The organism is Pseudomonas sp. WT-JTC, from assembly GCF_056711565.1.
On the sequence record NZ_CM160042.1, the window covers coordinates 4076693 to 4103543 of the forward strand.

The window sequence follows — 26851 nt, forward strand, 5'->3', positions numbered from 1 at the left end:
TCAGCGTAGGATCGATCCCAGGCCAACACGAAACCCCGAATCGGAGGGGAATATCATGCTGATCCATCTGCTGACCTGCCTGGCCCTGACGGCGTTCACTTTGGGTGTGTTTTCCTGGTACGTCCTGAGCGAGGAGCAAACGTCATGATTCACACCGTCACCCTCGCCGTGCGTTTCCCGGTGTTCGGCAACAATTTCTGCGCGCAGGAATTCGAGTCACGTAAAGAGTTGACTCTGATGTTCGACAAAAATTTCGAGGCGTTGCTGATTCCGGCAGCCGATCATCACTTCAGCAACGAAGTGGTCGGGCTCAATGATCAGTTCCGTTTTCTGAATGACGTGCTGGTCGAGCATCTACTGGATGTAGAGCTTGCAAAAGGCTCGGCCCGTTCGTTCGGGTTCTGACAGCGACCGCCGGTCACCCGGGCTCGAACGGGAAGCGCTCACAACGTTCGCTGGCTGTTGCCAATCCCCTTGGCAATATCGATCCCCCAATCCATCGCCGCCTCCATGTCCATCATGTGCGGCCGTGGATCGTGGTTCTCATTGATGACGGTGCCGTCCGGCCAATAGACACCAATGAACATGCCCAATGAACCGTCCTTCAATATCTCGGCCTTGACTTCAATCCGGCATCCGTTCGACAGCGTTTCCTTGTGGACCTCATGGCGCTCAGTCATTGCTGCTTTCCTCCCGCCTGTGGATTGCGAGTCTACCGGCAATGCTAGCTCAGCCCCCGCAACTGCGTAGACCTGCTGGACCAGAGGCCTGCCCTGACAGCGGCGCAATGCCACCTATACTCAAGACCACCTCCCCCCCAGGGGATCTGCACGTTCAACAATAAAAAGCAGAGGTGGAACATGGTCTGGCAGCAAGTCTACGATCCGTTCGGCAATCCGGTGCTTTCAACCATCATGGCCGCCGTACCGGTGGTGGTGATGCTGGCGTCCCTCGCTTTTTTCCATGTCAAGGCGCACCTGGCGGCGTTGCTCGCCCTGACCTCGGCCTTGCTGATCGCGATCTTCGCCTTCGGCATGCCGGCAAACATGGCAGGCTCCGCGGCGCTGTTCGGGGCAGCCAACGGTCTGCTGCCGATTGGCTGGATTGTGTTGAACATCATCTTCCTGCACCGCCTGACCACCGAGAACGGCTCGTTCAAGGTGCTGCAAGACTCCCTGGCGCGCATCACCGATGACCGGCGCCTGCAATTGCTGCTGATCGCCTTCTGCTTCGGTGCGTTTTTCGAAGGAGCGGCCGGTTTCGGTACGCCGGTGGCGGTGACTGGCGCGATTCTGATCGGGCTGGGGTTTTCGCCGCTCGCCGCTTCAGGTCTGGCGCTGATCGCCAACACCGCCCCTGTTGCGTTCGGCGCCCTCGGCACGCCGATCATCACCCTGGCCAAGGTCACCGGGCTGGATGAAATGGAGCTGTCGATGATGGTCGGCCGGCAGTTGCCGTTCTTCTCGGTACTGGTGCCGTTCTGGCTGATCTGGGCCTTTGCCGGCTGGCGCAAGATGCTGGAAATCTGGCCGGCGATCCTCGTGGCCGGGGTCAGTTTTGCCGTGCCGCAGTTCCTCGTGTCCAACTATCACGGGCCGATGCTGGTGGATGTGATCGCCGCACTGATTTCCATGGCCTGCCTGGCCGGTTTCCTCAGGGTGTGGAAGCCGGCCACGGTACACACTTCCGCCGCCCTGTCCGGCCGGGTCGACAACACGAAGATCGACGCCGAGCACGACGAAAAGCCGGTACCGACTGCAACCTTTGCCAATGAGGCAAAACCGGCGGTGATGCGGGCGTGGATGCCGTGGATCATCCTCACGATCTTCGTCTTCATCTGGGGCACCCAGGGCTTCAAGAACACCTTCGACACCCGCCCTGCCATCGACCCGCAAACCAGCGCCGCCAAACTCGACCCCCAGGGTAAACCATTGCGCGAGGCGAACCCGGTGTTTGCGCCGGTCTTGACGTTCAGTACCTTGCACTTGCAAGTGGTAAAGGTCCCGCCGGTGGTGGCGGCGCCGAAACCCGAGGAAGCGGTGTACAAGTTCACCTGGTTCACCGCTACCGGCAGCGGCATTCTGCTGGCGGCGATTGTCGGCGGCTTGCTGATGGGTTACTCGATCCCGCAACTGATCCACCAGTACCTGCGCACCCTGTGGGTGGTGCGCTACTCGCTGATCACCATTGCGGCAATGCTTGCCCTGGGCTTCCTCACGCGCTACTCCGGCCTGGATGCGACCATGGGCCTGGCCTTCGCCGCGACGGGCATCTTCTACCCCATGTTCGGCACCCTGCTCGGCTGGCTCGGCGTGGCGTTGACCGGTTCGGACACGGCGTCCAACGTGCTGTTCGGCGGCTTGCAACGGGTGACCTCCGAACAGTTGGGCATCAGCCCGGTGTTGATGGCCGCCGCCAACAGTTCCGGCGGGGTCATGGGCAAGATGGTCGACGCCCAGTCGATCGTGGTCGCCTCCACCGCCACCCGCTGGTACGGCCATGAAGGGGAAATCCTGCGCTACGTGTTCTTCCACTCGATCGTGCTGGCGATACTGGTCGGTGGACTGGTGACGTTGCAGGCCTACGTCGCGCCGTTCAGCCATATGGTGGTGGGAGGACATTAAATCGAATACACGCGTCATTCTGCTTGAGCCTGATCCCTGTGGGAGCGGGCTTGCTCGCGAAGGCGGTGTGTCAGACGGCAATGTCTTCGACTGACACTCCCTCTTCGCGAGCAAGTCGGATCGCCGCACCGCCGCTCCCACATTGGCGAGTGGTTTTTATTGAATGAATGGTCTGTCGTGCGGACAAACATCCCATGGACAGCCGGCCGTCTCAGGCCAATGATGAAGGTCAGTGGCCTCCAGCGAGAATCGTCAACCCATGAACATTCTCTACGATGAACGCGTTGACGGCGCCCTGCCCGACGTCGACAGGCAGGCGCTGTTGCACGCCCTGAAATCCCGCTTGCCGAATCTGGAAATCCTCCATCACCAGGAGGAACTCAAGCCCTACGAATGCGACGGGCTCTCGGCCTACCGCACCACGCCGATGCTGGTGGTGCTGCCCCGATACATCGACGAAGTGCAAGGGGTGCTGCGCGTCTGTCATGAACGGCACGTCCCCGTCGTGGCCCGTGGCGCGGGCACCGGTTTGTCCGGTGGCGCCTTGCCTTTGGAGAAAGGCGTGCTGCTGGTGATGGCGCGCTTCAACAACATCCTGCACATCGACCCCGCCGCCCGTACTGCGCGGGTTCAACCCGGCGTACGCAATCTGGCGATTTCCCAGGCGGCGGCACCGTTCGGCCTGTATTACGCGCCGGATCCGTCCTCGCAAATCGCCTGTTCCATCGGCGGCAACGTGGCGGAAAACGCCGGTGGCGTGCACTGCCTGAAATACGGCCTGACCGTGCACAACGTGCTGAAGGTCGACATCCTCACCGTCGACGGCGAGCACCTGAGCCTGGGCTCCAACGCCCTCGATGCCCCCGGTTTCGACCTGCTGGCGCTGTTCACCGGCTCCGAAGGCCTGCTCGGGGTCATCACCGAAGTCACGGTCAAGCTGCTGCCCAAACCGCAGACCGCCAAAGTGCTGCTGGCAGCCTTCGACTCCGTGGAAAAAGCCGGCCGTGCCGTCGGCGACATCATCGCTGCCGGCATCATCCCCGGAGGCCTGGAAATGATGGACAACCTGGCCATCCGCGCCGCCGAGGACTTCATCCACGCCGGTTATCCGGTGGACGCCCAGGCCATTCTGCTGTGCGAGCTCGATGGTGTGGAAGCCGATGTCCAGGATGACTGCGAGCGGGTGCGCCAGGTACTGCAACAGGCCGGCGCAATCGAATTGCGTCAGGCGAAAGACGAAGCCGAACGCGTGCGTTTCTGGGCCGGGCGCAAGAATGCCTTCCCGGCAGTGGGCCGCCTGTCGCCGGACTATTACTGCATGGACGGCACCATCCCCCGTCGCGAACTGCCCGGCGTGCTGCAGGCCATCGCCGAGCTCTCGAACGAATACGGCCTGCGGGTGGCGAACGTGTTCCACGCCGGTGACGGCAACATGCATCCGTTGATTCTATTCGACGCCAATCAACCCGGTGAACTTGATCGGGCCGAAGCCCTGGGTGGCAGGATTCTGGAGTTGTGCGTGAAAGTCGGCGGCAGCATCACCGGTGAACACGGCGTGGGTCGCGAGAAGATCAACCAGATGTGCGCGCAGTTCAACAGCGATGAGCTGACCCTGTTCCATGCCATCAAAGCCGCCTTCGACCCGAGCGGCCTGCTCAACCCCGGCAAGAACATTCCGACCCTGCACCGCTGCGCCGAATTCGGTGCCATGCACGTGCACGGCGGGCAATTGCCCTTCCCTGAGCTGGAGCGTTTCTGATGCGCGGCCCTGAAGATTTCGATGACAGCCAGTCGCTGCTGGAACAGGTCAACCAGGCGCTGGAAAACGCCACGCCGTTGCGCCTTCAGGGATCCAACAGCAAGGGCTTCCTCGGGCGTGCCACGGCCGGGGAAATTCTCGATACCCGCTCGCACCGGGGCATCGTCAGTTACGACCCGACTGAACTGGTGATCACCGCCCGTTGCGGCACGCCGTTGGCGCAGCTGACGCAGGTGCTCGATGCCGCGCAACAGATGCTGCCCTGCGAACCGCCGGCCTTTGGCGACGGTGCCACAGTCGGCGGAATGATCGCCTGCGGGTTGTCCGGACCTCGGCGTCCTTGGGTCGGCTCGGTGCGCGATTTCGTACTCGGCACGCGGGTCATCACCGGGCAAGGCAAGCTGTTGCGCTTCGGTGGCGAGGTGATGAAAAACGTCGCCGGCTACGACCTGTCGCGCCTGATGGCCGGCAGTTACGGCTGCCTCGGGCTGATCACCGAAGTCTCGCTCAAAGTGCTGCCCAAACCCCGGCAGTGCCTCAGTATCAGCCTGGAAATGGACACCGCACAGGCCTTATTGCGCCTGGCAGAATGGGGCCAGCAACCGTTGCCGATCAGTGCCGCCTGTCACGACGGTTCACGCCTGCACCTGCGGCTCGAGGGCGGTGAAGGTTCGGTGGCGGCGGCCCATGACCGCCTCGGTGGCGAACGGCTGGACGCTTCATACTGGGACGATCTCAACGAGCAGCGCTTGAGTTTCTTCGATCAAGACCAGCCGCTTTGGCGCCTGTCACTGCCACACAACACGCCATGCCTGACGTTGCCGGGTCGCCAGTTGCTCGACTGGGGAGGCGCCCAGCGCTGGTTGAAATCCGATGCCGAAGCGGCGTTCATCCGCCAGGTCGTCGACGAGGTCGGCGGCCATGCCACCTGTTTCAGCCACGGCCTGACCGACACCCCGTTCCAGCCGCTGCCCCCGGCCCTGATGCGTTATCACCGCAACCTGAAACAACAGCTCGATCCACGGGGCATCTTCAACCCCGGACGCCTGTACGCGGAGCTTTGAACCATGCAGACGACCTTGAGTGAAAACGCCAGCCATCTGCCCCGCGCCGCAGAAGCCGAAAGCATCCTGCGCACCTGCGTGCACTGCGGGTTCTGCAATGCCACGTGCCCGACCTATCAATTGCTCGGCGATGAACTGGACGGACCTCGGGGCCGCATCTACCTGATCAAGCAAGTGCTGGAAGGCAACGACGTCACGCAAAAGACCCAACAGCACCTGGACCGCTGCCTGTCGTGCCGCAACTGCGAAACCACCTGCCCGTCGGGCGTCGATTACCACAACCTGCTGGACATCGGCCGGGCGGTGGTCGATGCGGCGGTGCCGCGCCCGCTCGGTCAGCGCCTGTTGCGCGAGGGGTTGCGTCAGACCGTGCCGCATCCCGATCTGTTCAAGAGTCTGGTCAATAGCGGTCAGGTATTCCGTGCGCTGCTGCCCGGCCCCCTGCAAAGCAAGTTGCCGCGCAGGGTCTACCCGGCCAAGCCGCGGCCCATGACCGTGCGTGAGCGTCAGGTGCTGATGCTCGAAGGATGCGTGCAGCCCAGCCTGTCACCCAACACCAATGCCGCGGCGGCGCGGGTGCTGGACCGGTTGGGGATCAGCGTCATCGCGACCCGCGAAGTCGGTTGCTGCGGTGCCGTGGACTATCACCTGGACGCCCAGGCCGCCGGCCTCGATCGCGCCCGGCGCAACATCGACGCGTGGTGGCCGAGCATCGAAAAAGGTGCCGAAGCAATTGTGCAGACGGCCAGCGGTTGCGGCGCCTTCATCAAGGATTACGGCCACCTGCTCGCCAGCGACCCGGCCTATGCCGACAAGGCAAAAAAGGTCAGTGCGCTGGCCCGGGACCTGGTGGAAGTGTTGCGCGACGAACCGCTGGAGCAACTCGGCATCCACGCCTCGCAACGCCTGGCCTTCCATTGCCCCTGCACCTTGCAGCACGGGCAGAAACTCGGCGGTGCCGTGGAAGCACTGCTGACCGGGTTCGGTTTCAACCTGACGTCCGTTCCCGACGGGCACCTGTGCTGCGGTTCGGCGGGCACCTACTCGCTGACCCAGCCCGAACTGTCGCGGCAACTGCGCGACAACAAGCTCAACGCCCTGGAAAGTGGCCATCCCGAGGTCATTGTCACAGCCAACATCGGCTGCCAGGCGCACCTCGATGGCGCGGGCCGAACCCCGGTGCGGCACTGGATCGAACTGGTCGAAGCTGCCCTGCCTTAACCGAATCCCGGAGATGCCCATGAACCGCAAAGCCGTCCTGAGCCAGACCGAAGTCAGCCAGATCATCAAAGCCGCCCGCGCCGAAGCACAGGCCAATCAATGGGCCGTGACCATCGTGGTAGTCGATGACGGCGGCCACCCGCTGGCCCTCGAACGCCTCGACGGCTGCGCGCCGGGCAGCGCCTATATCGCTACCGAAAAGGCCCGTACCTCGGCCCTCGGGCGGCGCGAATCGAAAAGCTATGAGGACATGATCAACGGTGGGCGCTACGCTTTTCTGTCAGCACCCTTGCTGACTTCGCTCGAGGGTGGCGTGCCGATTGTTTTCGATGGCCAGGTGATTGGCGCTGTCGGGGTGTCGGGCGTCAAGCCTGAGCAGGATGCGCAAATTGCGAAGGCCGGTGCGCAGAGCCTGAAATGAGATTTTGACTTTATCCTGGACCCCTGTGGGAGCGGGCTTGCTCGCGAAAGCGGTGGCACATCTGACATCCATGTGTCTGATACACCGCCTTCGCGAGCAAGCCCGCTCCCACAAGGGGGCTGTGTTAAACCAGCCGAGAGGAGTTGCAGCAATGCCCCGTCTAACTGCGAAAGACTTTGCCCCCGAACTGCTGGAACTCTACGACTACTACGCCCACGGCAAGATCGACCGTCGGGAGTTTCTTGATCGAGCGGCGCTATTTGCCTTTGCAGGCATGACCGCCGGCGCCCTGCTCGCCGCGCTGAGCCCCAACTATGCGCTGGCCGAACAGATCTCGTTCACCGATCCGGAGATTGTTGCCGAGTACATCACCTACCCGTCGCCCAAGGGCCACGGCCAGGTTCGCGGTTATCTGGTGCGTCCGGCCAAGGCCACCGGCAAAGTGCCGGCAGTGGTGGTGGTGCACGAAAACCGCGGGCTCAACCCGTACATTGAAGATGTCGCCCGGCGGCTGGCCAAGGCCGGTTTCATCGCCCTTGCACCAGACGGCCTGAGTTCGGTCGGCGGTTATCCGGGCAATGACGAAAAGGGCCGAGAACTTCAGGCCACGGTCGACCCGGAAAAGCTGATGAACGACTTTTTCGCGGCCGTCGAATGGATGATGAAACACCCTGCCGCCAGCGGAAAAGTCGGCATCACCGGATTCTGCTACGGCGGTGGCGTGACCAACGCCGCTGCCGTGGCCTATCCGGAATTGGGTGCCGCAGTGTCGTTTTATGGTCGCCAGCCAGCGGCCGAGGACGTGCCCCGCATCAAGGCTCCGCTGATGCTGCACTACGGCGAACTGGATACGCGGATCAACGAAGGCTGGCCGGCCTTTGAGAAAGCGTTGAAGGCTGGGGGCAAGACCTATGAGGCGTACATTTACCCGGGCTGCAATCACGGTTTCCACAACGACTCCACGCCGCGCTTCGACGAGGCGGCGGCGAAACTGGCGTGGGAACGAACGTTGGGGTGGTTTAAAAAGTATCTGGTTTGACCAGAATTTGAGGGCAGCAGGGCCGGCCTCTTCGCGAGCAAGCCCGCTCCCACATTGGCTCTGTGTACGACGCAGATCCAATGTGGGAGCGGGCTTGCTCGCGAAGGCGATCTTGAGACCTGCGCAGTTACTTCGGCTGAGCCACGGTCCGCAGATACGGTTTCAGGGTCTTGAAGCCATCCGGGTACTTCTTCTTCGCATCTTCGTCAGACACCGAAGTCGGGATGATCACGTCTTCACCCGGCCGCCAGTTCACTGGCGTGGCGACGGTGTGTTTGGCATTCAGTTGCAGGGAATCGAGCAGGCGCAGCACTTCATCGAAATTGCGCCCGGCGCTCATCGGGTAGATCAGCATGGCCTTGACCTTCTTGTCCGGGCCGACGATGAACACCGAACGCACCGTGGCGTTATCCACCGCCGTGCGCGCGCCGCCGCTGGCATTGGGATGGATCATGTCGTAGAGCTTGGCCACCACCAGGTTTTCGTCGCCGATCAGTGGATAGTTGACCGCGTTGCCCTGGGTCTCGGCGATGTCACCGACCCAGCGGTGGTGATCACTGACCGGGTCGACGCTGAGGCCGACGACCTTGGTGTTGCGCTTGTCGAATTCCGGCTTGAGTTTGGCCAGGTACCCCAGTTCGGTGGTGCACACCGGGGTGAAATCCTTGGGGTGGGAAAACAGGATGGCCCACCCGTCGCCGATCCATTGGTGAAAGTTGAGGGTGCCTTCGGTGGTTTCGGCGGTGAAATCCGGTGCTTCATCGCCAATGCGGATAGCCATGTTCGATCTCCTTGCAGTGATGGACAGGGACGCCGTCAGGGCAACGAATACGCTTTCAACGGCATGGACGCGAAACAGTATAGGAGAGGTTCCGGGACTCGCCGGGCTGCGTTGGCAGAGTCGCTACCCCACCAGTGCAATCAGTTGCTGACGCTGGGCATCGGTCAGCATCGGGCCGAAACCGGCCCGGGCATTTTCCGCCATGTAGCGCGGGTTGCCGGTGCCCGGAATCACGCACGTCACCGCCGAATGCGACAGCAGGAACTTCAGCGCCAGTTGCGGCCAGCTCTTGACCCCGACTTGCGCCGCCCAGCCTGGCAGCGGCTTGTCCTTCAGCCTGGCCAGCAAGTCGCCACCGCCGAACGGCCGATTGCAGATCACCGCCACGCCAAGCTCACGGCACAACGGCAGCAGGCGCTTCTCGGCACCGCGATCATCCAGGGCGTAGTTGATCTGTAAAAAGTCCACTGGCTCGGCCCTGAGTACCGCCTCCACTTCTTCATAGGCCAACGCCGTGTAATGGGTGATGCCGATGTAGCGAATGCGCCCTTCTTCCTTCCAGTGGCGCAGGGTCGGCAGGTGAATCTGCCAGTCCAGCAGGTTGTGGATCTGCATCAGGTCAATCCGGTCGGTCTGCAACAGGGCAAAGGATTGTTCCATCTGCGCGATGCCTTCTTCGCGCCCCCGGGTCCACACCTTGGTGGCCAGGAACGCCGGCGAGCGCGGCTCATGGATCGACAGCAGTTCGCCGACCGTCTGTTCGGCGCGACCGTACATCGGCGAACTGTCGATCAGCTTGCCACCCTTGTCGAACAACGCGTCCAGCACCGCGGGCAAGTCTTTGTAAGCCGGTTGCGAAGGCTCCACATCGAATCCGCGATAAGTGCCCAATCCTACGATCGGCAAGGACTCTTTGCTGGAAGGAATGGCACGGGTCTGCATGGTCTCGCCTCCTGTTCCCGTCGACGGCACGGGTTGAGATCCCGCCGGACCGAACGTGAAGACCGCCGAAGCACCGGCAGCCAGCGTGAGTATTTCTCTACGGGTGTAACCCACAGGATGGCTCATAAAACGCTTCTCACCAGTCGCCCGGATCAGACATGTTGCACCGACAACCCGGATAACCCGCGCCAAGGGTCGATTGACTACACTCAGAAAGCCTTGCGGCGCCAGCCACTTTCGAACCCCGAGCAGTCAATGCCGCCCACTAACGTTAGCCGAATGTCGCGCACCCTGGTGTTACTCGTCGTCATCGTCGCTGCGCTGTACTTGGCGCTATGCGTGGCGCTGTTCGTGTTTCAGCGGGCGCTGATTTATTACCCGCAGCCGCGCGCCGTTGGCACAGCCGCTACCCTGCTCACACTGCCGATCGCCGACGCACGGGTGCTGGTCACCATTCGGCCTCACGAGGGCCCCGACGCGCTGATTTATTTCGGCGGCAATGCCGAAGACGTCTCGCGCAACCTGCCCGGGTTCACGCAAGCGTTCCCTGACCATGCGCTGTACCTGCTGCATTACCGTGGCTATGGCGGGAGTTCCGGCTCGCCTTCGGAAGAGGCTATCGCCCGTGATGCCCTCGCCTTGTTCGACCAGGTGCATGCCACCCATCCGCATGTGGCGGTGGTCGGACGCAGCCTGGGTTCCGGGGTCGCCGTGCGCCTGGCCAGCCAGCGCCCGGTGGCACGGCTGGTGCTGATCACGCCCTACAACAGCCTCGAAGAGCTCGCCACCCGTCAGTTCCGCTGGTTTCCGGTGCGCTGGCTGTTGAAGGACAAATACCAGTCCTGGCAGTACGCCGCCCGCATCACGGTGCCGACGGTGTTGATAGCGGCCGAGCATGACGAGGTGATTCCGCGCTCGAGCACCGAGCGCCTGTTGAGTCACTTCACCCCTGGTGTGGCGTCATTGCAGGTCATTGCGGGGACGGGACATAACTCGATCAGCGAAAGCCCCGACTACCTCAAACGTCTGCGTGAAGGCCTGTAATACCTGAGCGCAACCTGCCTTTTCCCATGACGAAATACGACCGTTGATCCGGGATTTTGCCGCAGACTAATAAAAACATATTTTTATGCCTATATTGATATTGTCGAATGTTCCCACTCTCAGAGGGTGCCGTCATGAATATCAAAACCCTGGCTTTGCTCCTGCTGGCTTTGTGTGCGCAACCGGTCTGGAGCCAGACGCCCACCGCCTCACCCGCGGCCTCCCCCGCCGCTGCCGACAGCCCCGCGCTGACCACGCGCCTGGCCCTGCGCGACCTTTGGGTCGAACACGTTTTCTGGATCAGAAACTACGCGATGGCCAATCAATCCGCCGACAAGAAGCAAGCCAAGGTCGCGGCGGATCAGGTCGTCGACAACGCGACCAAAATCGCCAACAGCATCGCCCCGCTCTACGGCCAACCGGCGGCGGATCAATTGCTCAAGCTGCTTGCCGGCCATTGGGGGGCGGTGAAACACTACAGCGATGCCACGGTGGCCAAAGATTCCAAGGGCAAGCAGGCCGCCGTCACCGAACTGACCAGCAATGCCAAGGCGATTGCGGTTTTCCTGGCCACCGCCAACCCCAATCTGCCTGAAGCCACACTGGTCAACATGTTGTCGGCCCATGGCGGTCACCACGTTGCCCAGATCGATGAGTTTGCCGCGCACGATTACGCCGGCGAGGCCCGTACCTGGGCGATGATGCGTACGCACATCCTGGCCTTGGCCGACGCGTTGACTGGCGCGCTGGTCAAGCAATTCCCGGACAAGTTCTGATACCGCGCGAGGGCATCCCATGCTGGAAGGACTGGGCCGAACACAGCAAGACCTGCTCAATGCGCTGCTGCACCATGCGGGCGGCATGAGCATTGACGATCTGGCTGAACATCTGGCCGTCACGCGCACGGCGATCCGCCAACACCTGGCGGCGCTGGAGCGTGACGGCCTGGTGCTGCGCGGCGACACCCGTCCGACGGGGCGTCGTCCGGAGCAGTTGTATCAGCTCACCGACCACGCGCGGGAGCAGTTCCCTCGCCACTATCAGCTACTGGCCAGCGTATTGATCGATGAAGTGGCGGGCATCATCGGGCCTGATGCCCTGACCACGCTGATGCGCAACATGGGCCGCAAGCTGGCTCTGGACCGTGAACAACAGGTCGTGGATGAAGCCAGGATCGTGCAGCACATGAACCAGGCGGGCTACGAAGCCGAGGTGTTTTTTCGCTCGGCCGGCACCCCGGAAATCGTCGCGCATAACTGCGTCTTCCACCGCCTGGCCGCTGCCCATCCGGTGGTCTGCGAACTGGACCTGGCCTTGATCGGTGCGTTGGGCGGCGGTGAAGTCGAGCACAGCGAATGCATGGTGCGTGGCGGGCACGTCTGTCGCTTCAGGTTGCGACCGAGCGAAACCCCGGACGTCGCGACAGAAGCTGCTTCAGTCAATACCGATCAGCCAGCCTAGCGCTGGCGTGACAGCCGTTGCTGCCAGTTTCCGGCGTTATCCCGCTGGCAGGCTTCTTCCGAGTCGAACAACACATGGGCTGCCACCGGACCAACCTGAACGTGTGCCTCACCCAAGGCCATGGCGGTGAATTCGACCATGCGTTCGCCCTGCCCCTTGCCCAGCGCCTGCTCCCTGTTGGCCTGCGTATCGAAGACCCAAACCACCTTGAGGCTGGCCGGATACCGGGCGTAGTCGACGACATGGGTCAGCCACTGAAACCCGACGATTTCCGCTTTGGCCGTCTCGCACGCTTCGGTCAGGGTGGCGGCCAGACGCCGTTCGATATGCGCCTGATCGCGTTTGCTCAAACCCATGGATTGATCCTTGTACGGGGCGAAAAAGTCCCATCATACAGGCCCGCCGACACCCTTCGTCGGACTGAAGGCTTCGCCCTCAAATAGACACGTCTGCGGCGTGAACCTTGTTTAGAGGCGCCAGTCATAGCCCAGCGCTTTTCCCCACTTTCTTCGTTGTCATCTCATCAGAGTTGTCCGTCCATGCGCCACACTGTCGTTGCCTTGCGCTTTTCTTCGCTGTGCCTGTTTTCCCTGCTCCCCGTTTTTTCAAGCCCCGCCCACGCCGATGGGCAGCGGCAACTGGTCGACGCCATCAACGACTATCGCGCACACCCGCAACGCTGCGACCGGCGACCGACGCAACGTTTGTCCCCTCTGAAGCTCAAGTCGAACCTGGCCTTGCCCGTTGGCTATGGCGGTGGGTTGCGGGACCGGTTAAAGGCTTCCGGCTATCAGGCAACCATGGTGCGGTCGATCCGCGTGGTGGGTGCACGGGACGCCGAAGAGGCGTTCGATATGTTCCAGGACGAGCACTGCGCCGCGCTGCTCGACAACCAATACGCCGACATCGGCGTCAGCCGCGCCGGGAGCGAGTGGCAAGTGGTGCTCGCCAGGCCGGTGCTCGACGGGCAAACCGGCGACACACGCAGTGCCGCCCAGGCGTTGCTGGCACAGGTCAATGCAGCCCGGGCCAGGCCGCGCATGTGTGGTCGCCAACGCTTCGCCGCCGCGCGGCCGTTGTCCTGGAACGCCTCCCTCGGCGCCGCCGCCCAGGGCCATAGCAAGGCCATGGCCTACGGCAACTATTTCGCCCACCAGGACCCCGACGGCGACATGCCCTACGACCGCGCCAAGGCCGCCGGCTACCGTGGCCGGCAGATCGGTGAAAACATCGCCGCCGGGCAAGGTTCACCGAGCAAGGCCATGGCCGGCTGGCTCGCCAGCCCCGGGCACTGCGCCAACCTGATGAACCCGATGTTCACCCAGGTCGGTGCCGCTTACGCCGCCAACGCACGCAGCGACAACGGTGTCTACTGGACGATGCTGTTTGGCGCGCCTTGAGCCACTGGCCAGGCCCACCTAGCGGGCATTAAAAAGCCCGCACTGGGCGGGCTTCGCGGGTGAGTGTAAGTAGGTGGCCGGTGCTGGTCTCCGGCTTACAAGGTTTATCAGGCCTCCCACAAAAGAGCCGTGAAACTGTAATGGAACTCTTCTGCTTCACACGGCATAAGGGCTGGATCCCAGCGCGGGGATCTTTCTAACCGTGTACCCTTCGGAACGCGCCCCACGTCTCCTTGCTATCCTTTTGCGCATCAGTCTGCGTCTTCACCTACAGGTTTGAGGATAGCAAAACAGGCTCAAATGCCAACCAGGCTTTTAGACCGATTTCGACCAGCAGAAAACAGCGCAGGACAGAAAAATACTATGGATACAAGGATGGCTTTACATGGATGAGTTTCACCAAGGCAGCTGCCTCTGCGGCGCCATCAAATATGGCCTGTCGACCGAACTGAAAGCCGTCACCCATTGCCATTGCAGCCAATGCCGCAAGGGCCACGGAGCTGCGTTTGCAACCTATGCCAGCGCGCCCGCCTCGGCACTATCGATCATGACCGGCGCAGATTCGCTGCAGGCGTATGAGTCGTCCAGGGGCGTCACGCGGCAGTTCTGTGCTCACTGCGGATCTTCGCTGTTCTGGACTGACTCGACAGGAGCGTTTTCCGATTGGGTTTCAGTTGCCCTCGGCACGCTGGATACGCCACTACGCATCCACAAACAAAAGCATGTATGTGTCAGCTCGAAAGCGGGGTGGTACGACATCAACGATCAGCACCCCAAAACCGACTGAGCCGTGGGTGAGCCGAGTCGTACCCATCTTTCCTGGTCGCTGAAGATCCATTGTGGGAGCGGGCTTGCTCGCGAAGTGGCCGGCACATTCAACATCCATGGCGCCTGACACTCCGCCTTCGCGAGCAAGCCCGCTCCCACACAGTGAACCGAGTCGTACTCATCTTTCCTGGTCGCCGAAAATCCACTGTGGGAGCGGGCTTGCTCGCGAAGTGGCCGGCACATTCAACATCCATGGCGCCTGTCACGCCGCCTTCGCGAGCAAGCCCGCTCCCACACAGGTTGCACCTGACAATCGCTGGCTCATGAAGGCCGACGCACCACCCTCACCCGACCGCTATCGCCGCCACCGCAGAACAACCGTTCGCCACCATCGGACTCAAGCCCCGAGACGCCCTTGCCTTCGGGCATTTTCAGGCTCTGCAGCACTTCGCCCGTTCGCGGATCGATCCGGCGCAGTTCGCTTTCATCGCCTTCCCAGGTACCGTGCCACAGCGCGCCGTCCACCCAGGTCACGCCGGTGACGAAACGGTTGGATTCGATGGTGCGCAGGATCTTGCCGTTCTCGGGGTCGATCTGGTGAATCTTGCGTTCGCGGTACTGGCCCACCCACAACGTCCCTTCGGCCCAGGTCAGCCCCGAATCGGCGCCTGCACCGGGCGCAGGAATCGTCGAGAGGATGCGGCCGGTACGAGGGTCGATTTTGTGGATGCGGTCTTCGGCGATCTGGAACAGATGCTCGCCATCGAACGCGGTGCCGGCATGGGCCGCGACATCGATCGTGCTCAGCACCTGGCCGCTTTCCGGGTCCAGGGCGTTGATTTTGTTGTTGCTTGCGAACCAGACCTTTTCGCCATCCCAGGTGACGCCGCACACATGGTCAACATCGGCAAACGGGCCATACTCACGAATGATTTCAGCAGTTGCAGGTTTCATCTGGCATTCCTCAATAGGGGTTGGTGGCGTTCATCCTAGCCACCGGGCAGCGGCGCCGGGAGTAACAAGGTCGTCGCGAATCCCGGTACGGGCGGCGTCATCCAGCGCCGTGCGCGACCACGGCCAAACCACTGCACCTTGCCCTGTGCCGCCAGCGTATCGAGCGCCCGTTGCACTGTGCGCTGGCTGGTACCCAGCGCCAATGCCAGGGCGGAACTCGACCACGACTCGCCATCGGCGAGGCAGGCAACGACCGCGGCAAACTTCTCCTCGATCGGTTGTGCCAGTGTCACCACCTGCGTACAGACCGCTGATTGCAGGGCATAACCGCGCGCGGTCGCGATGATGCCGGCCAACGGCTTGAGTGCCTGGCGCAGCCTGCCGATTTCCACGCGCAGCCGGGCACGATGGGATTCATCCGCGAGCTTCAAACGGAACGCCCGGGCGATCAGCACTTCCCGCGCAACGTCGGCGGGCCACGCCTCGGCCAGGGCGCGGGCCAACATGAACAGGACCGGCCGCGTAGCGAGTGACACCGACATGCCACAGCCACGCACAACGTACCGGCAGGCATCCACGACCAGAGAGGTTGAACCGAACAACGCTTCAACTTCATCGAGCAACAATGGCCGTATTTCACCCTGGGCAATCAGGTGTGCCGCGGGTGCATTGAGCAGACGCGCAGCCTGTTCCACCTCAGCCATCAGCGCGGCAATCCCCGTTTGAGCGGCCGCCTGCCCGGCCCTCGTCAACGCGTCCCGTGCCGCGTTCGATTGCAGGCGTCGAATGGCAATACCCGCCAACACCAGTTCATGGGTTGCACGCAATGCCGGCGGCAATCGGCCGGGGTCGAGTTCGGCGAGTAACTGCTGCGCCTCATCGAGCTGGCCAAGCAACAGCAAACGGCGGATTTGCAGATAGCGCGCATGGGCGGCATTGACCCGGTCACCGTGCTGTTCAAGGGAGACCCGCGCCGTTTCCAGCGCCTTGACCGGCCAGCCGAGTTCTCGCGAAGCCAGGGCGATTTCGGCCTCGGCCACCACGCATCGCGCCCGGGCCAGCACTTCCCTGGGCGCAAAGGCCCGTTGCGCACGCTTGACCAGCGCCCTGGCCCGCACCAGATCGCCCAGTTGGGCCATGGCGATACCGCGCAGGGCCAATGCCGGCGCATCGTCGCGCAATGCCACGCGGTCCAGTGCGCCCAGCGGGTTCCCCGCCGCCAGCGCCTGGGCGGCTGCCGTGATCATCGAGTCCATCGAAATCCCGCCACGCTTGTCACTCCCCGCATTCGATACCCGGGTTTAGTCTAAATCACGACCTTTCACCAGGAGCGTACAACGATGAACACGCACAAAACCGCGACCCGGGACCAATGGCTGGCAGCACGCCTGCAATTGCTGGAAGCGGAAAAGGCCCTGACCCGACGCAGCGATGAAGTGGCCAGGCAACGCCAGGCATTGCCATGGGTTCGCCTCGACAAGGCGTACCGCTTCGATACCGACAGCGGCAGCGCAACCCTGGCCGAGCTCTTCCAGGGGCGCTCGCAACTGCTGGTCTACCACTTCATGTTCGGCCCCGACTACACCGCCGGCTGCCCGTCCTGCTCAGCCATCGCCGATGGTTTCGACCCCCTCGTCATCCACCTGGCGAACCACGACGTGACACTGATGGCGATATCCCGCGCGCCGTTGGCGAAACTGCAGGCCTACAAGCGCCGAATGGGCTGGACGTTCCCCTGGACCTCGGCCGCCGACAGCGACTTCACCGCCGACTTCAACGTTTACTTCACCGAAGCGCAGCAACGTGAAGGACAGGTCGAGTACAACTATCAGCGCGGCGGGCATGCGATGGACGCCAGCCAGGTCCCGGAACCGGTGAAACAGTTCGCCGCGACCTGTGGCACCGACGCGCCGACCTACACCCGCGACAGGCCAGGGCTGAGCACCTTTGTGTTGGAAGACGGCGAGATTTATCACACCTATTCCACCTACGCCCGAGGCCTGGACGGATTGTGGGGCATGTACCAATGGCTCGACCGCGCGCCCTGGGGGCGCAATGAAACGGGGCCCTGGTGGCGCCGGCATGATGAGTACAAGTGAGTGCCAACGGTGTCACTGGCTGCCGATGAAGACATCCGCCAGTTTGTCCACCAGCGCCGGCTTGGTCTGCGCGAACCAGCGCCGGGTCGCCCATTCCTGCCATTCCTCGGCACGATCAAGCGTGTATCGCGGCACAAAGTCGCCGAGGAACCGGCCCAGGTTATGCAGGGTGACTTCATGCCCGGCGCTGGCCATTTGCTCCAGCAAATCCCTCAGGGCCACTTCGAATTCGGGTGGCCACTGTTCGCCGGCCAACACCTGCTCGACCGAGGGCTGTCGATCATGACCAAGTGAATGGAAGACTGGCATCGGCATTTCCCTCGGTACGGCGTCGTGGATGAGTCAGCCAAAAATGCTGCACAGTTCAATACTGCGCAGCCACTTCACCTGACGAGCCCCGGAATGACGATCGCTTCCCGAGACCAATGAAAGGTGCTCGCCTGGCTCGCCGTCAGCCGCGTACGCGTGTTGTCGGTACACCACCAGTACCGCATCGCCCACGTCGGTATTGATCAGTTCGTTCCAACTGAACAACGCGACATAACCGTCACTGGCGCGCGCCACTACATAGGCGCGTTTCCAGCCTTTGGGATCGTCGCTCTGCAACCCGGCCTTCAGGACAATTTCACGCAGCAACACCCCGCGATAGCCCTTTTTCTGTGCTTTTGGCGGATTGCCCTCGCAGGTATTGCTGGTCAGTCTCACCCAGTCATAACCTGGCATGGCTTGCAGGTCGGCCACGCTCAGGCACAGCGGGTTCTGCACCTGCCCGACCACCTCCAGCGTCTGCTCGGCCACATCGATGGCTACGCCTGGCAACAACACGGGTTTTGCGCTGGAGCGAACAAGACTTTGCACAGTCGAAAAAATTGAACGCATGGCGATGCTCCTGTCGTGGTTGACCAATCACCCTGGGGTCCCGGGCTGCGCACTGGCAGCCAAAGACCGGTCCGCCGTGCTTAAAGCAGCGGCAGGCTGTAGCTGAGGATCAGGCGGTTTTCATCCAGGTCGCTGCTGGCATTGCCACGCAAGCTGGCGTTGCGCCAGGAAATGCCCACCCCCTTGAGTGGACCGCTTTGCAGCGCGTAGTCGATCCGCAGATCGCGTTCCCATTCTTTGCGATCACCGGCGGCGGAATCGATATTGTCGCCGCTGAGATAAGTGACCACGGTCTTGAGCCCCGGCACGCCAAGTGCGACGAAGTCATACCCGTACTCGGCCAGCCAGGTGCGCTCGCCGGCACTGAGGAACTTGCCGATCTGCCGGTCGGTGATCAGGTAAGCGGTGGCGCCATCCCCCTGGTTGACGAACGGGAACGCGCTGTCGCCGGACACTTGCTGATAGCCCGCGCTGAATGCATGGCCACTCAGGCTGTAGGTGAACAGGGCGCTCCAGGTGTCGTTGTCCACCTCACCGGCGTGCGTGTCACCCGCTCTCCAGAAGCCGCTGCTTTTGTAGCCTTGGGCACGTCCGGCCGCGTTGCCGTTCTTGCCATCGGCGCTGCTGTGGAAATAGCGCAGGTCGGTCTTCAGCGCGCCGGGGCCGATGGCCAGGGTGTGGATCAGGCCGAGGAAATGCTGTTTATAGAAATCTTCGAGACTGCCGTAGTAGTACTGGGCCGTCAGGTCCTTGGTGATTTTGTAGTCGCCGCCAGCGAAGACGAAGCTGTCCGAATCGGCCAGCGCGGTGCTGGCCGGGGTACCGGCAGGACGCGTCGCGCCGCCGATGCGCAGATCGATATCGTCGGTGGAGCTGCGGGTCTTGGTGCTTTGCAGTTGGCCGGCGGTGAGGGTCAGGCCGTCGATCTCGCTCGAAGTGATCTGCCCGCCTTCGAAGGTTTGCGGCAACAGGCGACCGTCGTTGAAATTGATCACTGGCATCTTGGGTTGCAGGGTGCCCAGGCGGGCTTCGGTCTTGGAAATGCGCACTTTGCCGGTCACGCCGCCCTTGGAATACTCATCGACCGCGTGGCCGTCGCTGTCCGTGGGAAACAGCGCGCCTGGCGTGCGGTCGATACCGGCCTTGCCCGCACGACCGCCACTGTCCAGTTTCAGCCCCGTCATGGCGATGGCGTCCAGACCAAAGCCGACGGTGCCCTGGGTGAATCCGGAGATCACATTGAGTTGCAGCCCCTGCCCCCACTCCCTGGCCTGGCTGCTGTAGGCGGCATTGCCCACGTTGCCCTGGCTTTCCCGGTTGTCCGAATTGAAATAGAAATTGCGCAGGCTCAGCGAGGCCTTGCTGTCATCGATAAAACCGGCGGCGATGGCCTGGTGGGTCAAACCACCCAGGGTGATGGCCAGGGCCAGGGGTTGCAGCTTCATTGTGTTTACTCCAGTGCGGGTCTCTTGTTTTTTTGGTGTCCAGGGTCCTGATCCCTCGCGACCTGGCGTTTTCGCCAATCGCTATATATTTTTGTATATAGCGATTGGCGAAATTCAGGGCCTGCAGGTCTGCAAGCGCTGTCAGTGATACGTGATTGAGGCTCGGAAAATATCGAAACAGGTCTGGCGGCCTGCATCTTTCTAGAAGCTGACTTTTAAGTCAATAAATTTCACAGACGGGATTTGCCGCCGAATGGCGCGTGCGATCCAGCCTGCTGCACATTTTGACTGGCTGATCGGCTCAACGAATCCCCCTCGATTCATCAGCAATCCGGCAACAGTGTTTATCCCGCCGACCGATATTTGCGCCCCCGCCAAACGCCTAATATCGGCTCTACCCAAGTGAGTAGACCCAGTCATAAGCAACCTGCTCACAAGGTAAAAGCCCCCTTGCAGGACAACGCTTCAACCACGAGGTGAACATCATGAAACTGTTGAACGTCGCACTCTTTGTCGCGCTTGGCGCCGCCGGTGCCCAGGCCTTTGCAGACGACAGCCATTCGACTGCCGCCACCGGCCAATCACCGGTTGAAACCTATACCTATGATACGAAGCTTGATATCAAGCGCGTCATCGAGGTCTCGGAGATCGCCAATGAATGTGCACCGGTTCCGGCACGCATGATCTATGAAGATTCCCAAGGTCAACGCCGCACGATTGAGTACCAAGTGATGGGCAGCGGATGCTCGAACGGTTGAACACTGTATGGACGATGGAGGGTCGACACTCCATGCGTACAGCGTCAGCCACATCGCTAAACAGATGCACCGACAATTTTTTCATCCGACGCCAGCAACCCCGGAATGGAATGCTTCAGGAATTCCACCCAGGTTTTTATTTTTGCATCCACGAACTTGCGTGACGGGTAGATCGCAAACAGGTTCAACTCCTCAAGCCGATACCCCGGCAATACGCGCACCAACGTCCCCGCCCGCAGGCCCTCGACGGCCGAAGCAATCGGCTGAATGCCAATCCCCATCCCGTTCTTGATCGCGAATGTCATGGCGTCGGCCGTGTTGACGTGAAAGGGAGACACGGGTGTGCTGAACGTTTCCGCCCCAAGCGGGCCTTCAAATACCCAGTTCTCGGCCGGCATGACCGTGTTGACGATGCGCAGGCAATCATGGCCGTCGAGTTCACTCGGCGACCTGGGAATCCCGCGTTCGCTCAGGTACGCCGGCGAAGCGCAGAGGATGCTGTAGGTGATACCCAGCCGCTGGGCGACAAACCCGGAATCGGGCAGGTCCCGCGCCAGCACAATCGACATGTCATAGCCTTCCTCCAGCAGATCCGGCAGCCGATTGGTCACGGTCAGGTCAAACAGCACCGAAGGATAGGTTTCCCGGTAGCGGGCAATGGCGCCGATCACGTAATGGTTGCCAATGGCCGACATGGCATGGATTTTCAGCCGGCCTGCGGGCTTGACCTGAGCCGTGCCCGCCTCTTCGTCGGCCTCGCGCATGTCCTGCAGAATCCGCTCGCAGCGCTGCAAATAGCGCACACCGGCTTCGGTCAATGCCAGGCGTCTGGTAGTCCGGTTGATCAGCCGCGTCTGCAGCCTGGCTTCCAGGCTGGAAACGGCTTTGGAAACGTTGGTCGTGGTGGTGTCCAGCATCGCGGCCGCTGCGGTGAAGCTGCCGCTTTGGGCTACCGCCACGAAACACCGCAGGGTCTGGAAAACATCCATCGTTTTCACCTCAAGGGATAGGCAAACAGGACGGCCCGGTGACGGACCGCCCCGGCGTCAGGCACTACGGCTTGCGCGGAATGAACCCGGGGACACCGGTTTCAACCACCGAATTGAAGCGTATACGGGTTGTGATGTCTTGTTGAATCTCGACCATGGCCCTGTGCGGCAAGGTCGAGATATCGATATTTTCCCGGATATGGCTCGGCGTTGCCGAGGTGGTCAGGAACGCCACCCCGCGTTGTACCGACCAGGCCAGAGCCACTTGGGCCGGCGTTTTCTGCAGGCGTCGGGCGATGCCGGTGATCACCGGGTCCTGCAGCACATTCGGCTCCATGCCATGCCCCAGTGGCGCAAACGCCAGCACGATAATTCCGTGCTCCTTGCAGAACTCAAGCAACTCCCACTCCGGCAGATAAGGGTGGGACTCGACCTGCACCACGGCGGGTTTTATCCGGGCGACGGCGACAATCGCCTTCAGCGCCTCCAGTGTGATATCGGACAGGCCGATGGACCTCGCCCGCCCCTCATCCACCAGCCGCTCAAGCGCCCGCCACGTCTCGATCAATGTCACGCCGTTGTCGTAAATGACGTTGCCCTGCCCGTCCCTCGGGTCCTGGTTGTCGCCGGGTTGAAAGGCAAACGGCGTGTGGATCAGGTAGCAGTCGATGTAGTCCACTTGCAGGCGTTGGCAACTGGCTTCGAACGCGGGCTCGACGCGCTCGGGACGATGGTTGGTGTTCCACAGTTTGGTGGTGATGAACAGCTCTTCGCGCCGGACTTTGCCGGCCTCCTGCACTTCCTTCAGTGCTACGCCAACCTGCGCTTCATTGCGATAACGCTCGGCACAATCGAAATGGCGGAAACCGGCGGCCAGCGCTTCCTTCACCGCTTCGGTCGTGGTGGCGAGATCGCGGAACAAGGTACCGAATCCAACCGCCGGCATCTCGACCGCCCCATGGTTTAGCGCAAACCCGGTATCGCGCAGTCCGTCGTGAAAGGCTTCATAGGTCATGTGGTTTACTCCAGGCCGCAGCCATTATTGATACGAAGGTTTCTGTCCGTCGCCAGAAGCAACGCGTTGCTCGAAGGCACCGACCGAATTGCCGCCCAGGGCAATGAACAACTGCACGGAGTCGAGGTACTGCGCGGTTTTCACGCGAATCTGTCCCAGCAGCGCCTGTTCATAGGCACGCTCCGCTTCGAGGACCTGGAGAATGCTGTTTTCGCCCTGGGCAAAGGCTTGCTGGTTCAACTGCAAACTGGTTTCGGCCGCTTGCAAGGCATCGGCCTGGGCCAGGTTTTCCTCGGCGTCATGGCTGATCGCCTGCAAGGTGTCGGCGACCTGCCCGAACGAGGTGATGACCGTCTGCTGGTAACCGGCGAGCGTCGCCTTGTAACCGTCGACGGCCGCCTGCCGTTGCGCCTTGAGCGTTCCGCCATCGAAGAGCGGCCCGGCCAGCCCGGCAGCGAACCCCCAGAGTGCCGCACCACCATTGCCGGAAGCCGCCTGCGCCAGGGACGCCGACAGCGTGACGTGGGGATAGAGGTTCGCCGTCGCCACGCCCACCGCCGCGCTGGCCATGTGCAGTTGAGCTTCGGCTTGCAGCACATCCGGCCGGTCGTGGGCCATTTCCGAGGGCAGGCTCACCGGCATGTTCGACGGCAGGACAAACTCGCTCAGGTCGAAGTCGGGAGCGACCCAGTCCGCCGGCCCCTTGCCCGTCAGAATCGACAGCGCGTGGCGTGCCGCATCACGCTGTTGAGCGAGGGGCGGCAACAACGTGCGGTCCTGCGCCAGCCGCGTCTCGGCCAGCGATACATCGATCTGCGTGGTGCTGCCATTGAGGTGGGCCATGCGCACCAGCTCAAGGTTCCTCGTGTCATTGGCCAGCAGCTTTTCCACGGCCTGGATCTGCGCGTTGGCGGAGGCCACCAGCAACGCCTGGCTGGCGACGTTGCCGGTCAGGGTCAGGTAGGCCGCTTCGTACCGGTGTTTTTGCAGGTCGGTAAACGCCTGCTCTTGCTCAACCAGACGCTGGTTGCCGCCGAACACATCGAGGTCGAACCCTACCCGCGGTCCTATCGCGTAGAAATTGGAGACGGAAGGCTCCTTGGCGTTGTGCACCCGTTGACGGCCGGCCACGGCGCCGAAATCGACCTGCGGATAAAGCGCGCCCTGCGCCGCCGCAACAGAAGAAGCGGCTTGTCGGATCGTGGCATCGGCCGCCACCAGATCCAGGTTGCCGTCGATGGCGCGACGAACCACGTGGTCGAGCTTCGGCGAGCGAAAGGCAGACCACCAATCGCCGCTGACCGTCCTGCCGAGGTCGATCCGTGGATCGGCACCCTGGGCCAGACGCTGCTCGGCTTGCCGGTCATAGTGCTGCGACGTACTTGCCGCCGGTGTTTCATAGTCCGGGCCAACGGTGCAGGCCGTCAGCAATACCAGCACCGACAACACCGCGAGCTTCGTTTGTATCCAGTAGCGGTTGAGGACCAGCGCACAGGATTTCATTTGGCAAACTCCACGAAAACTAATTGGCCGCAACCGGCTTGCGAAGAAACAACACCAGCGGGCTCACCACCAGCATCACCACCATCAGGATCTTGAACTGGTCGATCACGGCGATGAACGCGGCCTGGCCAGTGATCATTTCGTTGAGCCCGCCCAGCACCTGCAACGGCGCCGAAGTCAGCGAATGGGCTGCGGCGCGGTATGGCGTCAGGTTGCTGGCCAGCGCCATGTGCATCGCCTGGGTGTTGTTGAAGAAGAACAGCTGCACGATTGCCACCCCCAGCGTGCTGCCATAGACACGGGCCAGATTGAACAGACCGGTGCCTTCGGGGCGCAGCGTGGGGTCGAGCGTACTGAACGCGACCTTGCTCACCGCCGGCATCAGGATGCCCAGGCCCGCGCCCTGGATCGCACCGGCGACAGCCACGGGCCACTCGTCCATCAGCGGCGAATAACCGAGCATCAGCCAGTTGGCATAAATCACCATGGCGACACCGGCCGCCACGAAGAGGCGCCGGTCGAAACGCTCGGGCAGCCGCCCCATCAGCACAAAGGCACCCACCAGCCCGATGCCACGGGGAATCGTCAGGGCGCCGGTGGTGTCAGGCGGGTAGCCGAGAATTTCGTCCAGCATCGGCGAGGTCAGGGCCATGGTCGACAACAGCACAAAACCGAGGGCGAAAAAGATCACCGTCGACAACACGAAGTTGCGGTCCTTGAGCAGGCGCTTGTTGAGGAAATGCACGTTCGAGGTCAGCACATGCACCACGAACAGGTAGACCCCCAGTGCCGACGCCACGGCTTCCAGCCAGATTTCGGGCGCGGCGAACCAGTCCAGCCGCTCACCCCGGTCGAGCAGCATTTGCAGGCTGATCATGCCAAGGGTGAAGGTGCCGAAACCGAAGAAATCGAACGCCGGAGGTTTCTCGGCCTTCTTCTCGGTCAACAACAGCGCCGCCACCAGGAAGATGAACGCCGACAGTGGCACGCTGAGGTAGAACATCGGCCGCCAGCCGAAATGCTCGGCGATCCAGCCACCGATACTCGGGCCGCTGACGATGCCGAACAGCACGATGGCGGTCCAGCTTGCGGCAAATTTTGCCCGCTTGTCCTGCGCCAGGGTTTGCGTGGCAATCGCCATCGACAGCGGCGCCAGTACGCCACTGGCAATGCCTTGAATGATGCGCGCCCCCACGAATTCCAGCGGCGTCGTCGCGGTCGTGGCGAGCAACAAGCCAAGGACGAACAACGCCAGCGCAGCCTGATACACCCGCTTCAAGCCAAAGCGTGCGGCCAGCCACTGCGCGAGCGGCATGCTGATCGCACTGGCAGCCAGGTACGAAGTGAAAATCCCCCCTGCCTGATCATCGCTCATCGACAGGCTGCCCTGAATCAACCTGAGTGCCGAGTTCGGCAGCGGCAGGTTGGCCGACTGCATATAGGTCGCCAGCAAGGCGGCGAACCTGAGCGAACGCGCACCCTCCCCACCGGGGTTTACCATCGGTTGGGCGTTCATCAGAAGTTACCTGCGGTCAGCAATGCCTTGAGCGGATGCCACCACGGGCTGCGAAACCGGGTGTCGATCTTCACCGTGGCGCTGGTCCCGGAGAACAGCGGCAGCGCCGGGTCCACTTCGTCGAGTTCAAGCCGTACCGGCACCCGCTGCGTCACCTTGACCCAGTTACCGGTGGCATTCTCCGGTGGCAGCAGCGCGAAGTCCGACCCGGCCCCCGGGCTCATGCTGGTGACGTGGGCCTTGAACACGCGATCCGGGTAGGTATCGATACGGATGGTGGCTTCCTGGCCCGGGCGCATGTGGGTCACGTCGGTTTCGCGGAAGTTCGCCTCGATCCAGACCTCGTGACCGGACAACAAGGCAAAGGCCGGAGCGCCGTTGTTCACGTAGTTGCCCACCTGCAGGTCGTCGACCTTGGCCACGGTGCCATCCTGCGGCGCATACACCGTGGTGTACGAGAGGTACAACTGCGCCTCGTCGAGCTGCGCCCTGGCCTCGCGAACCGTCGGGTGGCTATCGGCATCGATGTCCGGATTGCCGTTCAAGGCCACCACGGTGCTGGCGATCTGTTGTTCGATGGACGCGATCCGTTGCCGCGCCACTTTCACGTCGGTGTCGGCACGTTCGTAAATCGATTTCGAAACGAACTCGGACGCGACCAGTGCTTTCTTGCGGGCAAAATCCTTTTGGTCGAAGTCGGCCGACTCTTTCGCCGATTGCAGTTCCGCCTGTTGCTGGTGATAGCTGGCCTTGAGCCCGTCGATACGCAGCCGCGCCACGCTCAGTTGTGCCTGTGCGCGGTCGACGGCGATCTGGAACGGTTTCGGGTCGATCCGGAACAGCACCTGACCCTTGTGGACCTGCTGATTGTCCTCGACGGCGATGTCCACCACTTGCCCGGAGATCCGCGCATTGATCGATGCCTTCGCCACCCGGGCGTAAGCGTTATCGGTTGAAACATAAGCCTGTCCCGACACGTAATGGGCATAGCCCAGCGCCGCGAAGAGAACGGGAACGCCCACCATCAGCCAGGGACGCAAGGTCTGTTTCAGCGGTTTTCTGGTGGGTGCGTCGGCCGGGTTGGGGCCAGGCTGCCCGAAGGTCTGTGAAGCCGGGATATCGAACGCTTTGGTCATGGTCGAGTACGCCTTTAGCCGGGTAATCGGGCA

At 62.1% G+C, this 26851-nt stretch carries 28 protein-coding genes; 14 read left to right on the top strand and 14 right to left on the bottom strand.

What is annotated here, in order from left to right:
- Positions 1-144 precede the first annotated feature (144 nt).
- A complete protein-coding gene (locus AC06G5_RS18515) occupies positions 145-405 on the top strand; it encodes a hypothetical protein (RefSeq protein ID WP_480457966.1) in 261 nt (86 codons plus the stop codon).
- 38 nt (positions 406-443) lie between these two features.
- On the opposite strand, the gene AC06G5_RS18520 is transcribed toward AC06G5_RS18515, so the two are convergent.
- The gene (locus AC06G5_RS18520; RefSeq protein ID WP_413428655.1) at positions 444-680 is read right to left on the bottom strand and encodes a hypothetical protein; all 237 of its coding nucleotides are present in this window, start codon (positions 678-680) and stop codon (positions 444-446) included.
- A 180-nt stretch (positions 681-860) separates the two neighbouring features.
- Here AC06G5_RS18520 and AC06G5_RS18525 point away from each other — a divergent pair, with 180 nt between their 5' ends.
- From AC06G5_RS18525 to yghX, 6 genes are all read left to right on the top strand, one after another.
- Complete coding sequence (locus tag AC06G5_RS18525) at positions 861-2624, top strand: L-lactate permease (protein ID WP_413428654.1); 1764 nt, start codon at positions 861-863, stop codon at positions 2622-2624.
- Positions 2625-2883: 259 nt separating this feature from the next.
- Positions 2884-4383, top strand: coding sequence for a glycolate oxidase subunit GlcD (gene glcD / locus AC06G5_RS18530; RefSeq protein ID WP_480457968.1), 1500 nt, complete (start codon positions 2884-2886; stop codon positions 4381-4383).
- Complete coding sequence (glcE, locus tag AC06G5_RS18535) at positions 4383-5447, top strand: glycolate oxidase subunit GlcE (protein WP_480457970.1); 1065 nt, start codon at positions 4383-4385, stop codon at positions 5445-5447. The genes glcD and glcE overlap by 1 nt, the downstream gene beginning before the upstream one ends.
- Before the next feature lie 3 nt (positions 5448-5450).
- Positions 5451-6668 (top strand): glycolate oxidase subunit GlcF, encoded by a 1218-nt coding sequence (glcF, locus tag AC06G5_RS18540; protein WP_413428651.1) that lies wholly within the window; start codon positions 5451-5453, stop codon positions 6666-6668.
- Positions 6669-6687: 19 nt separating this feature from the next.
- Positions 6688-7089: a heme-binding protein gene (locus AC06G5_RS18545; protein WP_085717966.1), complete on the top strand. Its 402-nt coding sequence runs from the start codon at positions 6688-6690 to the stop codon at positions 7087-7089.
- Between the two features lie 151 nt (positions 7090-7240).
- Positions 7241-8128, top strand: a complete 888-nt coding sequence (yghX, locus tag AC06G5_RS18550) for a YghX family hydrolase (RefSeq protein WP_413427562.1) — start codon at positions 7241-7243, stop codon at positions 8126-8128.
- 127 nt (positions 8129-8255) lie between these two features.
- Here the strand turns inward: yghX and AC06G5_RS18555 are convergent, their stop codons facing one another.
- Positions 8256-8909 (bottom strand): peroxiredoxin, encoded by a 654-nt coding sequence (locus tag AC06G5_RS18555; protein ID WP_413427561.1) that lies wholly within the window; start codon positions 8907-8909, stop codon positions 8256-8258.
- A 123-nt stretch (positions 8910-9032) separates the two neighbouring features.
- Entirely contained in the window at positions 9033-9977 is a 945-nt protein-coding gene (locus AC06G5_RS18560) for an aldo/keto reductase (protein WP_480457973.1), read from the bottom strand.
- 129 nt (positions 9978-10106) lie between these two features.
- Between AC06G5_RS18560 and AC06G5_RS18565 the strand changes: the two genes are divergently transcribed.
- The 3 genes from AC06G5_RS18565 to AC06G5_RS18575 all read left to right on the top strand — a co-directional run bounded on the left by AC06G5_RS18565 (position 10107) and on the right by AC06G5_RS18575 (position 12356).
- Positions 10107-10895 carry an alpha/beta hydrolase gene (locus tag AC06G5_RS18565; RefSeq protein WP_413704547.1) on the top strand — a complete coding sequence of 263 codons (789 nt, stop codon included), beginning with the start codon at positions 10107-10109 and terminating at the stop codon, positions 10893-10895.
- Between the two features lie 134 nt (positions 10896-11029).
- A complete protein-coding gene (locus AC06G5_RS18570) occupies positions 11030-11671 on the top strand; it encodes a hypothetical protein (RefSeq protein WP_413704546.1) in 642 nt (213 codons plus the stop codon).
- Positions 11672-11690: 19 nt separating this feature from the next.
- Positions 11691-12356 carry a helix-turn-helix transcriptional regulator gene (locus AC06G5_RS18575; protein WP_480457976.1) on the top strand — a complete coding sequence of 222 codons (666 nt, stop codon included), beginning with the start codon at positions 11691-11693 and terminating at the stop codon, positions 12354-12356.
- Here the strand turns inward: AC06G5_RS18575 and AC06G5_RS18580 are convergent.
- Positions 12353-12712, bottom strand: coding sequence for a hypothetical protein (locus tag AC06G5_RS18580; protein WP_413427553.1), 360 nt, complete (start codon positions 12710-12712; stop codon positions 12353-12355). The two genes, AC06G5_RS18575 and AC06G5_RS18580, sit on opposite strands and share 4 nt — an antisense overlap.
- Positions 12713-12895: 183 nt before the next feature.
- Here AC06G5_RS18580 and AC06G5_RS18585 point away from each other — a divergent pair, with 183 nt between their 5' ends.
- Positions 12896-13756 (top strand): CAP domain-containing protein, encoded by an 861-nt coding sequence (locus tag AC06G5_RS18585; RefSeq protein ID WP_480457978.1) that lies wholly within the window; start codon positions 12896-12898, stop codon positions 13754-13756.
- Between the two features lie 385 nt (positions 13757-14141).
- Positions 14142-14543, top strand: a complete 402-nt coding sequence (locus AC06G5_RS18590) for a GFA family protein (RefSeq protein ID WP_413427551.1) — start codon at positions 14142-14144, stop codon at positions 14541-14543.
- Positions 14544-14845: 302 nt separating this feature from the next.
- Here AC06G5_RS18590 and AC06G5_RS18595 read toward each other — a convergent pair whose 3' ends face one another.
- Both AC06G5_RS18595 and AC06G5_RS18600 read right to left on the bottom strand, forming a co-directional pair.
- Entirely contained in the window at positions 14846-15478 is a 633-nt protein-coding gene (locus tag AC06G5_RS18595; protein ID WP_480457980.1) for a Vgb family protein, read from the bottom strand.
- A gap of 35 nt (positions 15479-15513) precedes the next feature.
- Positions 15514-16734, bottom strand: a complete 1221-nt coding sequence (locus tag AC06G5_RS18600) for a helix-turn-helix domain-containing protein (protein WP_480457982.1) — start codon at positions 16732-16734, stop codon at positions 15514-15516.
- Positions 16735-16818: 84 nt separating this feature from the next.
- On the opposite strand from AC06G5_RS18600, the gene AC06G5_RS18605 reads away from it, so the two are divergent.
- Positions 16819-17577, top strand: coding sequence for a DUF899 domain-containing protein (locus tag AC06G5_RS18605; protein WP_480457985.1), 759 nt, complete (start codon positions 16819-16821; stop codon positions 17575-17577).
- A 12-nt stretch (positions 17578-17589) separates the two neighbouring features.
- Here the strand turns inward: AC06G5_RS18605 and AC06G5_RS18610 are convergent, their stop codons facing one another.
- The 3 genes from AC06G5_RS18610 to AC06G5_RS18620 all read right to left on the bottom strand — a co-directional run bounded on the left by AC06G5_RS18610 (position 17590) and on the right by AC06G5_RS18620 (position 19901).
- Positions 17590-17886, bottom strand: a complete 297-nt coding sequence (locus AC06G5_RS18610; protein ID WP_480457986.1) for a hypothetical protein — start codon at positions 17884-17886, stop codon at positions 17590-17592.
- A gap of 33 nt (positions 17887-17919) precedes the next feature.
- Positions 17920-18456 carry a molybdopterin-dependent oxidoreductase gene (locus AC06G5_RS18615; RefSeq protein WP_413427546.1) on the bottom strand — a complete coding sequence of 179 codons (537 nt, stop codon included), beginning with the start codon at positions 18454-18456 and terminating at the stop codon, positions 17920-17922.
- Positions 18457-18536: 80 nt separating this feature from the next.
- Positions 18537-19901, bottom strand: coding sequence for an OprD family porin (locus AC06G5_RS18620; protein ID WP_413427545.1), 1365 nt, complete (start codon positions 19899-19901; stop codon positions 18537-18539).
- Between the two features lie 485 nt (positions 19902-20386).
- On the opposite strand from AC06G5_RS18620, the gene AC06G5_RS18625 reads away from it, so the two are divergent.
- Positions 20387-20659 (top strand): DUF2790 domain-containing protein, encoded by a 273-nt coding sequence (locus tag AC06G5_RS18625; RefSeq protein WP_480457987.1) that lies wholly within the window; start codon positions 20387-20389, stop codon positions 20657-20659.
- Between the two features lie 56 nt (positions 20660-20715).
- On the opposite strand, the gene AC06G5_RS18630 is transcribed toward AC06G5_RS18625, so the two are convergent.
- From AC06G5_RS18630 to AC06G5_RS18650, 5 genes are all read right to left on the bottom strand, one after another.
- The gene (locus AC06G5_RS18630) at positions 20716-21648 is read right to left on the bottom strand and encodes a LysR family transcriptional regulator (RefSeq protein ID WP_480457989.1); all 933 of its coding nucleotides are present in this window, start codon (positions 21646-21648) and stop codon (positions 20716-20718) included.
- 64 nt (positions 21649-21712) lie between these two features.
- Positions 21713-22663, bottom strand: a complete 951-nt coding sequence (locus tag AC06G5_RS18635; RefSeq protein ID WP_480457990.1) for an aldo/keto reductase — start codon at positions 22661-22663, stop codon at positions 21713-21715.
- 24 nt (positions 22664-22687) lie between these two features.
- Positions 22688-24166, bottom strand: a complete 1479-nt coding sequence (locus AC06G5_RS18640) for an efflux transporter outer membrane subunit (RefSeq protein WP_480457991.1) — start codon at positions 24164-24166, stop codon at positions 22688-22690.
- 19 nt (positions 24167-24185) lie between these two features.
- Positions 24186-25682, bottom strand: coding sequence for a DHA2 family efflux MFS transporter permease subunit (locus AC06G5_RS18645; protein ID WP_480457993.1), 1497 nt, complete (start codon positions 25680-25682; stop codon positions 24186-24188).
- Positions 25682-26818 (bottom strand): HlyD family secretion protein, encoded by a 1137-nt coding sequence (locus AC06G5_RS18650; protein WP_480457995.1) that lies wholly within the window; start codon positions 26816-26818, stop codon positions 25682-25684. Before AC06G5_RS18650 ends, AC06G5_RS18645 begins: the two co-directional genes overlap by 1 nt.
- Between the last annotated feature and the right edge of the window lie 33 nt (positions 26819-26851).

Excerpts from the sequence above, each read along its gene's own strand:
- AC06G5_RS18570 (WP_413704546.1), top strand. The coding sequence starts at position 11,030 with ATGAATATCAAAACCCTGGCTTTGCTCCTGCTGGCTTTGTGTGCGCAA.
- AC06G5_RS18600 (WP_480457982.1), bottom strand. The coding sequence starts at position 16,734 with ATGGACTCGATGATCACGGCAGCCGCCCAGGCGCTGGCGGCGGGGAAC.
- AC06G5_RS18520 (WP_413428655.1), bottom strand. The coding sequence starts at position 680 with ATGACTGAGCGCCATGAGGTCCACAAGGAAACGCTGTCGAACGGATGC.
- yghX (WP_413427562.1), top strand. The coding sequence starts at position 7,241 with ATGCCCCGTCTAACTGCGAAAGACTTTGCCCCCGAACTGCTGGAACTC.
- glcF (WP_413428651.1), top strand. The coding sequence starts at position 5,451 with ATGCAGACGACCTTGAGTGAAAACGCCAGCCATCTGCCCCGCGCCGCA.
- AC06G5_RS18620 (WP_413427545.1), bottom strand. The coding sequence starts at position 19,901 with ATGAAGCTGCAACCCCTGGCCCTGGCCATCACCCTGGGTGGTTTGACC.
- AC06G5_RS18650 (WP_480457995.1), bottom strand. The coding sequence starts at position 26,818 with ATGACCAAAGCGTTCGATATCCCGGCTTCACAGACCTTCGGGCAGCCT.
- AC06G5_RS18645 (WP_480457993.1), bottom strand. The coding sequence starts at position 25,682 with ATGAACGCCCAACCGATGGTAAACCCCGGTGGGGAGGGTGCGCGTTCG.
- AC06G5_RS18615 (WP_413427546.1), bottom strand. The coding sequence starts at position 18,456 with ATGCGTTCAATTTTTTCGACTGTGCAAAGTCTTGTTCGCTCCAGCGCA.
- AC06G5_RS18640 (WP_480457991.1), bottom strand. The coding sequence starts at position 24,166 with ATGAAATCCTGTGCGCTGGTCCTCAACCGCTACTGGATACAAACGAAG.
- AC06G5_RS18630 (WP_480457989.1), bottom strand. The coding sequence starts at position 21,648 with ATGGATGTTTTCCAGACCCTGCGGTGTTTCGTGGCGGTAGCCCAAAGC.
- AC06G5_RS18590 (WP_413427551.1), top strand. The coding sequence starts at position 14,142 with ATGGATGAGTTTCACCAAGGCAGCTGCCTCTGCGGCGCCATCAAATAT.
- AC06G5_RS18595 (WP_480457980.1), bottom strand. The coding sequence starts at position 15,478 with ATGAAACCTGCAACTGCTGAAATCATTCGTGAGTATGGCCCGTTTGCC.
- glcE (WP_480457970.1), top strand. The coding sequence starts at position 4,383 with ATGCGCGGCCCTGAAGATTTCGATGACAGCCAGTCGCTGCTGGAACAG.
- AC06G5_RS18580 (WP_413427553.1), bottom strand. The coding sequence starts at position 12,712 with ATGGGTTTGAGCAAACGCGATCAGGCGCATATCGAACGGCGTCTGGCC.
- AC06G5_RS18565 (WP_413704547.1), top strand. The coding sequence starts at position 10,107 with ATGCCGCCCACTAACGTTAGCCGAATGTCGCGCACCCTGGTGTTACTC.
- AC06G5_RS18555 (WP_413427561.1), bottom strand. The coding sequence starts at position 8,909 with ATGGCTATCCGCATTGGCGATGAAGCACCGGATTTCACCGCCGAAACC.
- AC06G5_RS18515 (WP_480457966.1), top strand. The coding sequence starts at position 145 with ATGATTCACACCGTCACCCTCGCCGTGCGTTTCCCGGTGTTCGGCAAC.
- AC06G5_RS18625 (WP_480457987.1), top strand. The coding sequence starts at position 20,387 with ATGAAACTGTTGAACGTCGCACTCTTTGTCGCGCTTGGCGCCGCCGGT.
- glcD (WP_480457968.1), top strand. The coding sequence starts at position 2,884 with ATGAACATTCTCTACGATGAACGCGTTGACGGCGCCCTGCCCGACGTC.
- AC06G5_RS18635 (WP_480457990.1), bottom strand. The coding sequence starts at position 22,663 with ATGACCTATGAAGCCTTTCACGACGGACTGCGCGATACCGGGTTTGCG.
- AC06G5_RS18575 (WP_480457976.1), top strand. The coding sequence starts at position 11,691 with ATGCTGGAAGGACTGGGCCGAACACAGCAAGACCTGCTCAATGCGCTG.
- AC06G5_RS18605 (WP_480457985.1), top strand. The coding sequence starts at position 16,819 with ATGAACACGCACAAAACCGCGACCCGGGACCAATGGCTGGCAGCACGC.
- AC06G5_RS18585 (WP_480457978.1), top strand. The coding sequence starts at position 12,896 with ATGCGCCACACTGTCGTTGCCTTGCGCTTTTCTTCGCTGTGCCTGTTT.
- AC06G5_RS18560 (WP_480457973.1), bottom strand. The coding sequence starts at position 9,977 with ATGAGCCATCCTGTGGGTTACACCCGTAGAGAAATACTCACGCTGGCT.
- AC06G5_RS18610 (WP_480457986.1), bottom strand. The coding sequence starts at position 17,886 with ATGCCAGTCTTCCATTCACTTGGTCATGATCGACAGCCCTCGGTCGAG.
- AC06G5_RS18525 (WP_413428654.1), top strand. The coding sequence starts at position 861 with ATGGTCTGGCAGCAAGTCTACGATCCGTTCGGCAATCCGGTGCTTTCA.
- AC06G5_RS18545 (WP_085717966.1), top strand. The coding sequence starts at position 6,688 with ATGAACCGCAAAGCCGTCCTGAGCCAGACCGAAGTCAGCCAGATCATC.